Source organism: Lysinibacillus sp. 1 U-2021, from assembly GCF_029916965.1.
Classification (GTDB): domain Bacteria; phylum Bacillota; class Bacilli; order Bacillales_A; family Planococcaceae; genus Lysinibacillus; species Lysinibacillus capsici.
Genome location: NZ_CP123966.1, coordinates 4,321,771 through 4,337,252, shown reverse-complemented (window position 1 = coordinate 4,337,252; position 15,482 = coordinate 4,321,771). Strand labels below are relative to the sequence as shown.

Below are 15,482 nucleotides of genomic sequence, written 5' to 3'. Positions count from 1 at the left end.
CGTATACCTTTTATTGTAACGATGTTAAAAGGAAAGATGATAAAACAGCCAAATGAGAGTTGCATTTCTCCTTGGCTGTTTCATTTGTTTAGAAAATCATTAGGTTTCGCATTGTTTATTTCTTTGTAGTTATTAACTTTCTATAATAGAGCCTTCTTCAAGAGGTAATCTTCCACCATCAGGGTTAGGTAATTCTTCGAAATCATCCGATGGCCCTACACCTGGTGGCAGGGGAGGTAAATTAGAACCTTTGTAAATTCTACCATTACCAGTGAAATTTATAGAGTCAGCTATAACGGAACCTCTAATAGAAGCGCTCCCATCTATAATTAACTCAGCATTAGGTGCAATAACATATTGACCTGTAGTAGGTGTACTTCCAGAAACAGTGATTTTACTTCCTCCAGAAATAATATTACCATATACTTTAGAGCTCCCACCCAATGACATATTAGCACTTTGGTTAAATAATGTTGCATAAAATGGTGTCGAACCATTTAAGGTGAATTGTGATGAGCCTACGTAATAGAAATTAACTTTTGAAGGGTCTGCTGTATTTGCGTTAAATCCAGTAGTAGAGTTAAGAGCAGTGAATTTTTTTACATATAAATTCAACTTCCCATTCCCTGTGACATTTATTGTGCCATAATTCATATCAAAATCATCTACTAATAAATTTACTTCCTTATCTACATTAATAGTAATTGTTCTATTACTGTAAATTTCAATAGCTTTTAAATGAGTGTCTTCTGTTAAATTAAATGTTACATCAGTTCTTAGCCAAGCGAATGGCTGCCCCTCTCTTGTTGATAATACACCATTAGACACTAAATCTATTTTATTTCCACTTTTGGTTATCGTATATTTTTGTAATGGATAAAGCTCAGATAATTGATTTGTTTTATCTGATGTACTTTTCCAATAATCATTCGGTAAAAAGCTTTTTGGGTCAATGGCAAGTGGTGGTAATATGGCTTTAGGGTAATGCCACTCATTCTTTTGTTGTTGATTTTTAGTTGTAATGGACTGTTTTGTACTATCCATATTAATATTTCCACCAATTGAACCATCTTCAGTAAGGATTTTTCCAGAATAGTTATTAAAAATAACATTCCCGTACCTTAAAGATGTGTCTCCATGAATTTCACCACTACTATTAAATACAATATCTCCAGATGTCAGAACGGTATGATTTTCCCAACCTCCAGGTATAGTACCAATTTCGTCGCCATCTTCCTCCTCATCATCCTCATCTAATTTAATATATAGGGAAGGTCTAAGTTTTATTTCTTGATCAACTACACGCTCCCTAGTAGAATCAATTGTCCCAGATGAAATGATTTTGACTTTAAAATCTACACTTGTCGGTTGTAGATTAACAGATGCTATTTTACCTGGAGAGATAGTAAACGATGTGTCAGAAAAATCTCCATTATCAATTGCTTTATCAAATTCTTTTTTTAGAACTTCATTTACATAATGCTCCATTGCCATTTGCTTTGATAATTTTGGTAATTTATTAGCTTTGCGATAAATATTTTGTTCAGCAATCCAGCTCGTCATTTCTTGAATTGCGTCATCTTCAATTTTTCTTAATTTAAATTTTACTTCCTCTTTAGCTAAATTAACCCCCGCCTCAGCAATATAAAAAACCGCCTGATCTTTTCGCTCATAGTCTACTTGTTTTAGACTGTTTGAAGAGACACTGAGTAAAGAAATACCAAGGATTGAGATAATCACAACTAAAAATAACGCAAGCGCAAGAGCTGAACCTCGTTGATTTTTAATTTGTTTACTCATTAATTTCCTCTCCTTTGAGTAATATCTGTTGTAACAGTTTGACCATCTTCACTTATAATTTCAATAGCGCCTCCACTGATCGTAAATGATGATATTCTATATGCAATGACTTCATCCTTGCCGTTTGAATTTCGAATAATTTGATTATTTTCTAATCTATAAGTTGATATAATTTCATCACCTAACAATAATGTGTGTAGTTCTGTCGGAGGGTCGGTTGTTTCATCTTTTTCTGAATCGAGGTCATCACTCTTCCGAAAATCCTGCGTAATTACTTTTAATGCAAAGGATATATCCTTAATATCACGATTATGTGTACTTTGCTCAAGTTGTTGCTTTGTAGCAGATGTTACAATACTAATACTCAGCATGGATACGATGGCAAGAATAACAACGACTGTAAGCACTTCGAATAATGTAAGACCTTTGCTATTTCGAAGCCATTTCATTTTATTTTGTCCCCCCTAGTATATACACATTTTCCATAGTGGCTGTGCTGTTTGTGCTGTTTTCAATAACTTTTAGATGCACATAAATCGCATTTTTATAAGTGTCATCTTCAGGAAATGTTTCTAATGTTAAATAGTAAGTATAACGATCTTCTTCATGTGGTAGATATTTATACACTTGATTAGTAGGTAAAGAAGACAAGGACGTTCTAGTGCTTTCTTCATCCAATGTATAGCCCCCTGTTAAATCATCATAAGAATCAGCACCGCTAGACAAATTATAAATCTCCTCCATTTTTTTTTGTGCCGCATAAGTAGCATCCATAATATCATTTGACTTATGTGTTGTTTTATTTGACTGAACGAGTAAGCCGAAAAATGAAATTAACACAATGCCTATTATTAAAAGGGCGGCAACAACTTCGATCAACGTCATGCCATGATTGTTTTTAAGATGTTTTATCAAATCAATTCCCTCCCTATACAACTACTGATATATCAATAGTTTGATCTGTTTTGAGTATCCAATTTTATTTTATTGATTTCTTTGCACATACCTATATAATGAGGACTTCTCAGAGCAATGCTTTATTCAGCCGTTTGAAGACTAATAAATCTTTCATCATTTGGTGTTCATAAAAATAAATATCATATAAGGTGTGTAAAACCTCCTGAATATCATAATTATTTTTAATGCTAAAGATATAGTTATCTTCAATTTATTATAAAATAAAAATTTCTTATTATGTAAGTAAGTTCAAAATATAATGCATTATAATAGTTGATTAAGGCTATTATAACAAATTCAAACTATGTATCGAAAGGAATTTAAGGTTATGTATAGTTCTTTGTGACTAATTGTTGAATTATTTTTGAATTTTCATGTGAAATATCTAGTCAAAATCGGAACAAAGTTGCATTTTAGTAGTGCCAGAATACCATAGTTGTAGTATCATTTGTATATAAATAGAAAAACCACTAAGTTAAATAAAGGATGATGTGGATGAAAATATACATAAAAATAATTAGCTTGTTTTTGGTAATTGTTCTAATTGTGGGATTTTTTGTTCCATCATTTGTGCTAAATGACACAGTTTTTGCTAAAGAAGGTCCTGAATCTTCAACCATTGGAGGTATTGAGATCTACGATGTGAAAACCGCAGATTTGGCAACTACGCTACAAAATGCAATTTCAGAATGGCAAGATGCTGAAATGGAAATTGTTAGTGAGGGTATAGCCAAAACCATTGACTCGAAACAATTTGTTTTTGATCTATCAGCAGCTATTGCTCAGTACGAAATGCTGACAAAAAAGCCTTGGTATGCTTTTTGGCAAAAAGAAAAAGTAGTTCATATTCCCATTCCTGTTACCGTCAATGAAGCGATTACGCAGCAAATAAATGAAGCAGGTGTTTGGGATACAGATAAAACACTCCAGAAACTAATCTTACAGGCCAGCTATTTGAAGGAGCATAAGGTTGAAGCCGTTATCAATGAAGATTCCATGCAAACCGGGGAAAGGATTGCCTTTCAGATTGCCGAGCTACCAGCAAATAGTCAAGGAGTAGCAAAAATCATTCCGTTATTAAATGATGTCCATCTAGTTCCAAATCAATCCATCTCGTTGCTTACACTTTTAGATGAACAGGCTGGGGTTGTCAATGATGCAGGTTTAGATTTTGTGGCATCAATGCTATATAGTGTTATTCTTCAAACGGATTACGAAATTTTAGAAAGACACTCTCAGGAAATAAATCCAAGCTATTTGCAACAGGGAATTGAGGCAGATATCAATGCAGCTTTAGGAAAAGACTTACAATTTATTAATCGGTCTGAGCAGCTCGGTAAACTGAAAGCATCTATAGAGGGTAATCAATTAAAGATAGAAGTTTTTGCAGCCGCGAAAGACAAGGACATTACAGTACGTGTTAGCAAGGATAAAATTGTAAAGCCACGCATTATTTATCGCTATTCGGAGGAGTTAAAGGCTGGACAAGAACGAGTGGAGCAAGAGGGGAAAGAGGGTTCAAGAGTGGAAGTTTATCGTTCCATTGTAGAGAACGGAGCAACAGAAGAACAATTCATTAGTAGAGATTATTATGCACCTCAAAATCGAATTGTTACGCGTTCTTCGCAGGAGCCTGTTATTAACACAACGCCTACTCAGAACGTAGGGGCTGCTGCATCAGATCCTGATTTAGAAGTGGATTTAGATGGTAATGGCTTGCCTGATGTGAAACCTTCAAAACCAGAGGAAACAAAGCAAGAAGGACCAGAAATTGTCTATGGCTACTATGATAAGGGTGGTAATTTTGTACAAACAAGTCCATAACGATTGGAGGTATGTTTATGGCAATGAAGCCAGGGCGTAAACGTTTAGGGGATTTACTGGTTGAATCAGGTGTTATTACTGCTGACCAGCTTGAGTACGCATTAACGACTAAGATGAAAAATGAGAAGCTTGGAGATTTCCTTATCAAAGAAAATTTCTTAACAGAGCAGCAGCTTATTGAAGTCTTAGAATTCCAGCTTGGTATCCCTCATATCAGCCTGAATCAGTTTTCTATTAGTCCCGAATTATTACAGCTAATTCCAGCAGAGCTGGCAAAGCGGACAAATATTATGCCGATTCGCAAAGAAAAAAATAAATTATTTATTGCAATGGAAGACCCAATGGATTATTTCGCCATTGAAGAAGTTCGTATGACGACAGGCTGTCAAATCGAGACAAGTATTGCGGCAAAAGATGATTTATATCGGACGATAACAAAATACTATGATTTACAGGAATCAATGGATGCGGCCATGTTGGATTTGGCTGCCACAAGTACGGAAACACAAGAGGAAATAGAGAATGAGGATTCACCTATTGTTCGTTTAGTGAATCAAATTATTGCCAATGGTGTCGCACAGCGCGCTAGCGATATCCATTTTGATCCACAAGAAACAGAGCTTCGTGTCCGCTATCGAGTAGATGGTGTGCTACGTACTGAGCGATCCTTGCCAAAGCACATGCAAAATGTCGTGTTGGCTCGTATTAAAATTATGGGAAATTTAAATATTACAGAAAATCGTATTCCTCAGGATGGACGTATTAAAACTAATGTTAATTTTAGACCTGTCGATATCCGTTTAGCGACACTACCAACAGTTTATGGTGAAAAGGTAGTTATGCGTATTTTAGATTTAACCAATTCAGCCAATGATATTGATAAATTAGGCTTTAGTGCAAGTAATGAAGCACTTTTCAGGAAAATGATAGCCCATCCAAACGGTATGATGCTAATTACTGGACCAACAGGCTCAGGGAAATCCTCTACGTTATATGCAGCACTTTCTCATTTAAATGAAGAAGGCGTCAATATTATTACGGTTGAGGACCCAGTGGAATATCAGTTAGATGGTATCAATCAGATTCAAGTAAAAGAAGAAGTCGGCTTAACATTTGCGGTAGGGTTACGATCGATTTTACGACAGGACCCCGACATTGTAATGGTAGGGGAAATTCGGGATCTTGAAACAGCTCAAATTGCTATACGTGCTTCACTAACAGGCCATTTAGTATTAAGTACACTGCATACTAATAGTGCCATCGAATCTATCTCACGGCTCCATGATATGGGGATCGAGCCATTTTTATTATCCTCTTCCCTGGTAGGAATCATGGCGCAACGTCTTGTACGAAAAGTTTGTCGTGATTGTGCTGAACCATATATATTCACTTCTCGCGAGCTTGAAATACTTGAGGAAAATGGGGTGGAAGGCGTAACACATGGTAAAAAAGGGCGTGGATGTCCTGCCTGCAATCAAACAGGCTACAGAGGACGGATGGCGATTCATGAAATCCTCCCTGTTGATCGCCAAATAAAGGATATGATTTTAAATCGTGTTGGTGATCGCGTCCTCCGTGATTATATGAAAGAAAAAGGCTACCATACCCTATTAGTGGATGGATTACAAAAGGTTGTAGCAGGCCAAACAACCACATCAGAAATATTACGTGTTGCAAGTGCAGACTAGGGGTGAAAAAAATGACAGCATATTCAATCGTTGAATTATTAACACGTGCATTTGAAGAAAAAGCATCTGACCTTCATTTAACGAAAGGTATTCCACCGGTATATCGTATCCATGGGCAACTGGAGCATTACGGCACAGTCCCACTTGAAACAGAGGATTTAAAGGAAATGGTAAAGGTCATTCTTCCTGTCCATAAACAACAGGAATTTGAGGACAAGGGAGAAACGGACTTTAACTTTTCATTGCCTGGGAAATGTCGATTCCGTGTCAATGCATACCATCAACGAAATGAAGTAACGATTGCAGCTCGTTTAATTGAGGCTAAAATTCCTTCTATTGAAGCGCTCAATATGCCACAGGTGTTATATAAGCTTGCAGAAAAACCACAAGGCTTAATATTAGTGACAGGCCCAACAGGCTCAGGGAAATCAACTACCTTGGCAGCCATGATAGATCATATCAATGAAACAAGATCTAAACATATTATTACGTTAGAGGATCCAATTGAATATTTGCATACACATAAGAAGTCTGTCATCAATCAACGGGAGATTGGTGTCGATACAATGAGCTTTGCCAATGGTTTACGTGCATCATTACGTCAGGATCCAGATATTATTTTAGTTGGGGAGATGCGAGATTATGAAACCATTTCAACGGCTATTACGGCTGCTGAAACAGGGCATTTAGTTATGGCTACACTGCATACAAGTAGTGCACCAACGACGATCGACCGTATTATCGATGTATTTCCACCGCATCAGCAGAGTCAAATTCGTGTGCAGCTTGCGAATGTACTACAAGGGATTGTTTCTCAGCGTTTATTTGTACGTAAGGATGTAAAAGGGCGTATTGCTGCGACAGAAATTTTAGTACAGGCACCTGCTATTTCAAATTTAATTCGTAACGAAAAAATTCACCAAATTCCAAGTGTGATGCAGACAAGTAAAGCTTTGGGTATGCACACATTGGAATATTCGATGCAGCACCTAATTACGACAGGTAAGATTTCACTAGAGGATGCAAGACCATATATGAACGCTGGTGATTATAGTTGACGATATTTCGTTATAGTGGTCGTACCAAAACAGGAGCACCTAAAAAGGGCATTATCGAGGCACCGAATAAAAAGGTGGCCATGGAAAAGCTTCGAGCACAAGGAATTAATGCAAGAGAACTTCAAGAATCAAATAGCATTTTACATAAAGATATTGCTTTTGGGACAAAAGTGAAGCACCAGGAATTTGTTATTTATTGTCGGCAATATGCGACATTAATTCGTGCGGGCGTTCCTGTCGTTGAAGCAACCCATATTTTGGGTGAGCAAACACGGAGTAAACCACTAAAGCGAGCATTAATGCAGGTTGAAGAGGATATTCGAAATGGTATGGCATTTTCAGATGCAGCAGGCAAACACCCCAAAGTGTTCCCATTGCTATTTGTCAATATGATGCGTGCTGGTGAGGCTACAGGGAATGTCGACGATACATTAGATCGTCTTGCAAGCACACTTGAGAAGCAATACAACATTAAGAAAAAAATTCAATCTGCGATGACCTATCCAGCGATTTTATCGCTTTTAACACTAGTGGTTGGTATGTTTTTAATGGTGTTCATTGTGCCAACCTTTATGGATGCATTTAAGGAAATGAATTTGGAAATGCCGTTAATAACGGTCATTGTAGTGGGTATTAGTGATTGGCTCATTCAGTTTTGGTACCTTGTGATTTTAGGGCTATTGGTATTAGTAGTGGGTCTACACTATTTCTATAAAAATAATAAAGAGTTTCATTATGCCGTCAATGTATTTTTACTGCGTATGCCAATCTTTGGACAGCTTTTGCAAAAGGATATTATCGCGAGAATGACAAGAACCTTGTCAACACTCTTTAGCAGCTCCGTACCAATCTTACAAGCCCTAACGATTGTCGAAAAGGTTGGTGGTAATCCTGTAATGGGGAAAGTAGTACTGGAAGCGCGCGATAATTTAGAAAAGGGTGGCACATTATCAGAGCCACTTGAAAAAAGCTGGCTATTTCCACCACTCGTTACACAAATGACCTCAATTGGTGAGAAAACAGGCTCCTTGGATTACATGCTTGAAAAGATCGCTGATTTTTATGAAGAGGAAGTAAACCGTGCTGTCGATACCATGAAGTCACTCATTGAGCCTTTAATGATTGTGGTACTGGCTCTAGTTGTAGGAGTGATCGTTGCGGCTATATTCTTACCAATGTTCCAACTATATGAAAATATGTAATGTTTACAATATTGATATGGATGCCCTTTTGTTCCGCTTAATGGGAAATATCTACTTAGATTTGCTAACAAAAGGAAGCGGCAAGTAGGTATCTTCATGGTTAAGTATTAAAGGAGAGACTGGACATGGAAATGAGGGTAATGAACGAAAAGGGCTTGACATTAGTCGAGTTATTGGCAGTCATTGTTATTCTAGCTATCATTGCTGCCATTGCAATTCCAGCTATAAGTAATGTCATTGATAATTCACGTTATAAGGCATTAAAGGCAGATGCTATCAATGTCATTCATGCCGCGCAGTTCTATTTTATGGAGCATCCAACCGCCGATCAATGGCAGATGGTTGAAGTGGGAAAATTAGTATCTGATGGTTATTTAGACAGTGCAGGCAAAATATTAGAGGCAGATAAAGAAGGTCAGAATGCCAATGTCCAATTTATCGAGGGCACCTACTATTTCAATGCACATGCGATTTATTACAGCAATGGCAAATATATTAATTTTGATAATGCCACCTTACAGCATATTGCAGACGATATTCGTAAGGGCAGCAAGGGAACTGGTGGCAAATGTATTGGGCGAGATTGTGCAGCTTCGCCATAATGTTCAGAAGCGCGTGTACACACACTTCATATAAAACTATTAAGGAGGATTTCATTATGTTAAAAAAATGGAAAAATAAAAAACTATTGAAAAATGAGAAAGGTTTAACATTAGTTGAACTATTAGCTGTAATTGTTATCCTAGCAATTATCGCAGCAATCGCTGTACCTGCAATTGGTAATATTATTAATAAGTCGAAGGACCGTGCAATTTTAGCGGAGGCATCAAATATTCTAGCAGGTGCTAAAATTGCTTATATTGATGGGGCATGTAAAGAAAATAAATGTAATGATGAATCATTAAAACCGTATGTAGATGGTGTAGATTTAGCTGGTACTGTTGTTGAATTAAATACAACAACTGGTTGGGAAGTTACGTACCCTAGATTAAAGGATATTAAGTTAACAGAATTTCAAGTTAAAGATAATAAAGCAACAGAAAAAGAGATTAATGACAGATTGGTAAAAGCTGGCGGGGAAAAACCGGAAGATAATAAAGATACAAAAGGTAAGGAATAATCAGTCCTCCCAACCCACTCAGAAGCGCAAGAAAATTTGCGTTTCTGGCTGGGAAATGGATGACTAATTGAAAAAATCATTTATACTGAATAGGATAAGGGGGTCTTTTCACATGTTTAAGAGAAAAAGAAAGTCGCATGTTTCGATTGAACTGAAGGATTATGTGCTACGTGCGATTGTGGCGAAAGGACCAGAGCCTAATCAGTGGCAGGGCTATGAATACCCTTTAGCAGCTGGAATCGTTGAAAATGGGACAATAATCGACGAGGTAGCTCTTTTTGAGGTGATTAAAGAGCAAGTAATGAAATGGACAGGGAAAAAACAGGCTGTTCGCATGTTTGTCCCTGATACGACGGTTCTATTAAAAAACTTTGAGCACCCTAAAGATGTAAAGCCTCAGGAATTAAGAGGATATGCTGAGATGGAATTGGGACATTCCATTCATTTACCATTTCAGGACCCTTTAATTGATGTGTATGATGCAGATGCCGAGGATGGCAAGGCTATCTTATTTGCTGCGCCTTCTGAAGAGATTACGAAACTAGTAGGGATGCTGTTAGATGTTTCATTAGAACCCGAAGCTGCCGATATTCGTGCGCTTTGTAATATACGCTTATTAGAGCACATGTCCTTATTAATGCCTAATAAAACATATTTAATAGCAGAATGGTCGATTAATGAACTCTCTATCAGTATTTTTTCCAATGGCCAAGTGGAGTTTTTGCGCTATCAAACCATTGAAGTAGATATGACGCAATGGCAGGGGAAGAAGGAGAATGAGTTTAGCTATCAATTTATTTATAATGGCGAATCAGAGAATTATCAAATGGTCGTAATGGATCAGGTTCTAGAGATTGATCGGATGATGAATTTCTTTAAGTTTTCTTTACATAAAGGTGAAAAAACAGTGGATGAAATTATCATGCTTGGCGATAACCCACTATTGAAATCAATTGGGAACTTACTCGCTTCTAATTTAGAACCACCACTGAGGGTTGTCGATGGGAAAAAAATTGAGAAATCGTTTCCTCGCTTTAAGCGAGAATTTTCAACGTTGCTTGGCTTAGCTTTGAAGGAGGTTCGTTAATGGTTCCAGATATAAACCTCTTACCACAACTTGAAAAAAGAACAACCTCTCCCAAGCTTTTTTATAGCTTGGTGATTGTCATTGTGGGACTTATTGTAGCTTATTTCCTTTTTTTATTTTTTACATCCAAAAGTGAATTGTCTCGATTGACTGCAGAGGAACAGGCATTAACAACACAGCTTAATCAATTGCAGCAAGAGCTAGACGCACGACAAAGTGTCGATCAGGGTTCGTTGGAAGAGTCTGTGACTTTTATTCAAAGCGTTTCTTATCCTGTAACACCGTTAATTGATGAAACAAAAACTTTATTACCAACTCATTCCTATTTACGTAGCTACGTTTTCGGAGAGAACACAGTGAATATTGAAGTGGATTTTGAAACGATGACAGATATATCGAAATATGTGGAGCGACTTTTAATGAGTAGCTATTTTACAGATGCTCAAATTAACACTGTCTCAAACTTTGAAATAGAGCTAGGTGAACAAAGGGCGTTAACACCCCAACAAAAATTTAAAGAAGTACCGCGATATTCAGTGTCCATCACAGCAACAATCGATTTTATGTATTTAGCTGGAGGACGACGCTCATGAATAAATTAACGAGTAGTAAAAATTCATCTATGATCTTGTTACTGGCGTTGATAGCTGCTATTTTATTTGCGCTGTATTATTATTTGCTGTCACCAAAATTGGATGAGGTGAATGAAAAAGAGAGTAATGTATTGCAGGTGCAGCAAGAATTAGCTAATGTCAAAGAACAACTAGCACAATTAGACAAGGAGCAGGGACAGCCTACTATCAATATATTAGCCTTAAGACAAAAGCTACCTGCAACAAGAGCCGTTGAAAAGATTATTCTTGATTTAGCTGAGATTGAAGAGGTGACAGGAACTCGTATACTGTCTTTAACGGTTCAAGGTGAAGACGGCACTGTGACACCTTCTGATGTATCGAATGATCTCAATATGTTGGAGCAGGCTGAAGCAGAGGTCAATGGTGATCAGCAGAACAAGGAGAGTACTACACCGATTGCATCTCTTTCGGAGGACTCTTTACCAACTAATCTAAAGCTTATTACTTTTATATTAGAGGTGGGTGCGCTTGATTTTAATTCTCTTGAAAGCTTTTTACAGGAGGTTGAACAATTAGAGCGTGTCATGAAAACCGATAAGATTGAATTTAAATTGCCAGGAGAGCAGGCACAGCTTGAGAAAGATGCAGATCTTACGTTAAAGGCAACAGTGCAAGTGACGACGTTCTATTACGAGGAACAACAATAAAACTTTATTGATAGGCGCACCATACTTCATTTGTATGGGCGCCTATTGGTTTAGGAGGACATAAAATTGGAAATGGCTTATACGATCTTTATTTTTTTATTTGGACTTGTCTTTGGCTCTTTTTATAATGTAGTTGGCTTACGTGTACCACAGAAGGAGTCGATTGTACATCCTCCTTCACATTGTCCAAAATGCCAGAGACGACTAACGGCGCTTGATTTAGTACCAGTTTTGTCTTATGTATTTTTAGGAGGAAAATGTCGGGGTTGTGGCAATAAAATTTCTTGGGTTTACCCAGTCATAGAATTAATGACAGGTGTATTATTTGCCTTTGCTTATTGGCAGCTAGGCTTGGGCATAGAATTGATAGTAGCGTTCCTTTTTATCTCCTTATTAGTTATTATCGTTGTGTCAGATTTGGCCTATATGCTAATTCCAGATAAGGTGTTAGTATTCTTTTTACCTTTGCTAGCTATTGGACGAGTGCTGTCACCATTAACACCGTGGTGGGACTCTCTTGTGGGTGCTGTGGTTGGTTTTGGCATATTATATATCATTGCTGTGCTATCAAACGGTGGCATGGGTGGAGGCGATATTAAATTATTCTTTTTAATTGGTCTCGTTCTGGGTACGATTGATACACTGTTAACGCTATTTTTAGCAGCAGTGATTGGTATGATTGTCGGGATTACCATGTTATCGAAAAACAAACAGGGGAGAAAAACACCCATTCCGTTTGGGCCATCTATTGCATTGGCCGCAGTTATTGTTTATTTCTATGGCGATGTATTAATTAATTGGTATCTAGGCTTTTGGTAATTGTGCAATTTTCAAGAATTTGGAGGGAAGCAAGTGAAACCGATTATTGGTATTACAGCCTTTGTTGCGGATGATTTATCCTCTCAATTAAATGCTGCTTACAGTAAAAGCATCATTGAAGCAGGTGGAATTCCACTGATTATTCCAATTGGAGTAGAAGAAGAGGCAGCCCAGATTTTAGCCCTTACAGACGGTTTATTATTATCTGGTGGTCATGATGTGCACCCATTTCTATTCGGGGCTGAGCCTTCATTAAAGCTTGGAAAAATTCATCCAGCGCGAGATACGATTGAGTTAGCATTGATTGAAGCCGCATTCCAACGTAAGATGCCTATTTTCGGGATCTGTCGAGGAATTCAAATACTAAATGTTGCATTAGGTGGTACCTTATATCAGGATATTGATAGTGATCACTTTAGTACCAAGTTACTCCAACATATGCAGCAATCAGGTCGAGCTGTAGCTACCCATTCTGTACAGGTTATTGCTGACAATCTATTAGCGACTATCGTTGAACAAGAGAAGATTGCAGTGAATTCATTTCATCATCAAGCGGTGAATGTGTTAGCAGAAAAATTAAAAGTAGCAGCAAAATCCAGCGACGGTATTATCGAAGCGGTAGTTCATGAGGAGATGCCATTTTGCTTGGCTGTTCAGTGGCATCCTGAGGAACTAGCCATAGCAGGAGATGAGAGTGCTCAAAAGCTATTTTCAGCCTTTATTGAAGCGAGCTTAAAATTTAAGAAGGAAGCTTAGAAGGGGCATTATACAAAGAATCCAATCGTATATGGATTCTTTTTTTGCGTAAAAAAGAGGATACATGCTCTTAGAAGGAACATAATCCTCAAAACCTGCTTTAATCGTTAATGTACACGTCTGTAAAGACCTACAACTTGTCCTAAAATAGAAACTTGATCGACAATAATAGGTTCCATAGAAGAATTTTCAGGTTGTAAACGGAAATGGTTTTTCTCTTTAAAGAAACGTTTTACAGTTGCTTCATCCTCAGCTGTCATAGCTACAACAATATCCCCATTATTAGCTGTTGCCTTTTGTTTGACAATGACTAAATCTCCATCTAAAATCCCAGCTTCAATCATTGATTCCCCCATGATTTCTAGCATGAACAATTGATCTTCACTTGTGCCATACGTATCGGGTAATGGGAAGTATTCTTCAATATTTTCAATTGCTGTAATTGGAGAACCAGCTGTAACCTTCCCGACAAGTGGGACATGGATCACCTGTTGCTTTTGAATGGATTCTTCAGGCTCTAAAATTTCAATTGCGCGTGGCTTTGTTGGATCTCGACGAATAAAGCCTTTTTGTTCTAATCGAGCTAAATGTCCATGAACAGTTGAACTGGAAGCAAGTCCAACTGCTTCACCAATTTCACGTACTGATGGTGGATATCCTTTAGCTCGTACCTCTTCCTTAATGAAAGCTAAAATGTCCTCTTGTCTTTTCGAAACTTTTTTCATGAGTGCTCACCTCTTTTTTCTAATATCATTCTACTTATTTGATAGTATAACAGAATGCGAACATGTATGCAAACATAGGTTCGAAAAGTGTTTGACAAAAACGTTTGTTCGCTTTATTATGGGAACATACATTCCGAACAAACATTCTTAAAAAGGGGTAATGATTATGACATGGTTGAAGAAAAACACACATATCTCAATTTTAATAGGAGCTTGTTTACTATTTGCAGCATACCTTTACATTACTGATCCAGGAAAAGTTAGTTACGCAGAAATTCAAATTGAACATGGAGATAGCTTGTGGTCGTTAGCTGAGCAATATCGTGGTAAAATGAGTACTGATGATTGGATAAAGCTTGTAAAAACGGAAAATGAACTAGCAGATATTAAAATTGTAGCGGGAAAATCTCTAGTTATTCCTGTAGTGAGTGATCAAGCCAGTCCCATCAATACTATCGAAATTGCGAGAAATGAACAATGATAAATAATCAACTATCGGCTGTTGTCTATTGTCGCGTAAGTACTGAAAAAGAAACACAAAGCTCCTCATTAGAGCGCCAGCAGGAAGAGTTGCTGCGCTATGCTAAAGAGCAAGGCTATGCGGTGAAGGGCGTGTTTAAAGATCAACATAGTGGCTATGATGTAGAACGTGAAGGCTTACTAGAAATGCTTGATTTTATAAAAGATAAGAACATTAATGCTCTTTTTGTCCAAGATGAAACTCGTTTAGGACGAGGCAATGCAAGGATGGCTGTATTACATTTATTACAAAAGTCAGCAACTGACGTTTTTTCGATGCGTGATGCAGGCCCAGTTCAATTAAATGAAATGGATACGATGCTGCTTGAAATTTTAGCGATTGTAGAGGAGTATCAGCGTAGAATCCATAATGCTAAAATTCGACGAGGTATGCGACGTGCTGTAGAAAACGGCTATCGTCCAGAAAATAATTTATCGAACCGAGGTAATCCGCAGGGGCAGGAGCGAAAAGATCTACCTGTAGAGGAAATTGTGAAGCTCCGCAAACGTGGATTTACCTTTGAAGAAATTTCTATAACGCTTAGAGGGTTAGGATTTGAGGTAAGTAAGGCGACTGTACATCGTCGTTTCCAAGAGCACCAAGAAAGATTAGCAGGAAAATAATATTCCTGCTAATTTTTTTTC

17 protein-coding genes are annotated in these 15,482 nt (G+C 37.5%); 13 read left to right on the top strand and 4 right to left on the bottom strand.

Annotated features, from left to right (window positions below; translation table 11 throughout):
• Positions 1-132: 132 nt before the first annotated feature.
• Genes QH639_RS23135 through QH639_RS23125 form a run of 3 tightly spaced genes read right to left on the bottom strand, consistent with a single transcriptional unit; the run spans position 133 to position 2,715 of the window.
• On the bottom strand, positions 133-1,800 hold the full coding sequence (locus tag QH639_RS23135; RefSeq protein ID WP_131519500.1) for a pilus assembly PilX N-terminal domain-containing protein: 1,668 nt from the start codon (positions 1,798-1,800) through the stop codon (positions 133-135).
• Positions 1,800-2,249 (bottom strand): PulJ/GspJ family protein, encoded by a 450-nt coding sequence (locus QH639_RS23130; RefSeq protein WP_131519501.1) that lies wholly within the window; start codon positions 2,247-2,249, stop codon positions 1,800-1,802. Before QH639_RS23130 ends, QH639_RS23135 begins: the two co-directional genes overlap by 1 nt.
• 1 nt (position 2,250) lies before the next feature.
• The gene (locus tag QH639_RS23125) at positions 2,251-2,715 is read right to left on the bottom strand and encodes a type IV pilus modification PilV family protein (protein ID WP_131519502.1); all 465 of its coding nucleotides are present in this window, start codon (positions 2,713-2,715) and stop codon (positions 2,251-2,253) included.
• Between the two features lie 537 nt (positions 2,716-3,252).
• On the opposite strand from QH639_RS23125, the gene QH639_RS23120 reads away from it, so the two are divergent.
• From QH639_RS23120 to QH639_RS23070, 11 genes are all read left to right on the top strand, one after another.
• Positions 3,253-4,581 carry a G5 domain-containing protein gene (locus QH639_RS23120; protein WP_131519503.1) on the top strand — a complete coding sequence of 443 codons (1,329 nt, stop codon included), beginning with the start codon at positions 3,253-3,255 and terminating at the stop codon, positions 4,579-4,581.
• A gap of 17 nt (positions 4,582-4,598) precedes the next feature.
• Positions 4,599-6,269, top strand: a complete 1,671-nt coding sequence (locus QH639_RS23115; protein WP_369823970.1) for a GspE/PulE family protein — start codon at positions 4,599-4,601, stop codon at positions 6,267-6,269.
• 11 nt (positions 6,270-6,280) lie between these two features.
• Positions 6,281-7,327, top strand: coding sequence for a type IV pilus twitching motility protein PilT (locus QH639_RS23110; protein WP_016991992.1), 1,047 nt, complete (start codon positions 6,281-6,283; stop codon positions 7,325-7,327).
• The gene (locus tag QH639_RS23105) at positions 7,324-8,529 is read left to right on the top strand and encodes a type II secretion system F family protein (protein WP_036080216.1); all 1,206 of its coding nucleotides are present in this window, start codon (positions 7,324-7,326) and stop codon (positions 8,527-8,529) included. The genes QH639_RS23110 and QH639_RS23105 overlap by 4 nt, the downstream gene beginning before the upstream one ends.
• A 125-nt stretch (positions 8,530-8,654) precedes the next feature.
• Positions 8,655-9,131: a prepilin-type N-terminal cleavage/methylation domain-containing protein gene (locus QH639_RS23100; protein WP_131519504.1), complete on the top strand. Its 477-nt coding sequence runs from the start codon at positions 8,655-8,657 to the stop codon at positions 9,129-9,131.
• A gap of 56 nt (positions 9,132-9,187) precedes the next feature.
• Positions 9,188-9,649, top strand: a complete 462-nt coding sequence (locus QH639_RS23095) for a prepilin-type N-terminal cleavage/methylation domain-containing protein (protein ID WP_131519505.1) — start codon at positions 9,188-9,190, stop codon at positions 9,647-9,649.
• A 112-nt stretch (positions 9,650-9,761) separates the two neighbouring features.
• Positions 9,762-10,736, top strand: coding sequence for a type IV pilus biogenesis protein PilM (pilM, locus tag QH639_RS23090; RefSeq protein ID WP_131519506.1), 975 nt, complete (start codon positions 9,762-9,764; stop codon positions 10,734-10,736).
• Positions 10,736-11,329 carry a PilN domain-containing protein gene (locus QH639_RS23085; protein WP_281115337.1) on the top strand — a complete coding sequence of 198 codons (594 nt, stop codon included), beginning with the start codon at positions 10,736-10,738 and terminating at the stop codon, positions 11,327-11,329. Before pilM ends, QH639_RS23085 begins: the two co-directional genes overlap by 1 nt.
• Positions 11,326-12,018, top strand: coding sequence for a hypothetical protein (locus QH639_RS23080; protein WP_131519508.1), 693 nt, complete (start codon positions 11,326-11,328; stop codon positions 12,016-12,018). The genes QH639_RS23085 and QH639_RS23080 overlap by 4 nt, the downstream gene beginning before the upstream one ends.
• 66 nt (positions 12,019-12,084) lie before the next feature.
• Positions 12,085-12,837, top strand: coding sequence for a prepilin peptidase (locus tag QH639_RS23075; protein ID WP_131519509.1), 753 nt, complete (start codon positions 12,085-12,087; stop codon positions 12,835-12,837).
• 33 nt (positions 12,838-12,870) lie between these two features.
• Entirely contained in the window at positions 12,871-13,593 is a 723-nt protein-coding gene (locus QH639_RS23070) for a gamma-glutamyl-gamma-aminobutyrate hydrolase family protein (protein WP_281115336.1), read from the top strand.
• A gap of 107 nt (positions 13,594-13,700) precedes the next feature.
• On the opposite strand, the gene lexA is transcribed toward QH639_RS23070, so the two are convergent.
• Positions 13,701-14,318 (bottom strand): transcriptional repressor LexA, encoded by a 618-nt coding sequence (gene lexA, locus QH639_RS23065; RefSeq protein ID WP_004232118.1) that lies wholly within the window; start codon positions 14,316-14,318, stop codon positions 13,701-13,703.
• A gap of 166 nt (positions 14,319-14,484) precedes the next feature.
• On the opposite strand from lexA, the gene yneA reads away from it, so the two are divergent.
• Positions 14,485-14,799 (top strand): cell division suppressor protein YneA, encoded by a 315-nt coding sequence (gene yneA / locus QH639_RS23060; RefSeq protein WP_066036589.1) that lies wholly within the window; start codon positions 14,485-14,487, stop codon positions 14,797-14,799.
• Positions 14,796-15,461, top strand: a complete 666-nt coding sequence (locus QH639_RS23055) for a YneB family resolvase-like protein (protein WP_004232122.1) — start codon at positions 14,796-14,798, stop codon at positions 15,459-15,461. Before yneA ends, QH639_RS23055 begins: the two co-directional genes overlap by 4 nt.
• Positions 15,462-15,482: the final 21 nt, after the last annotated feature.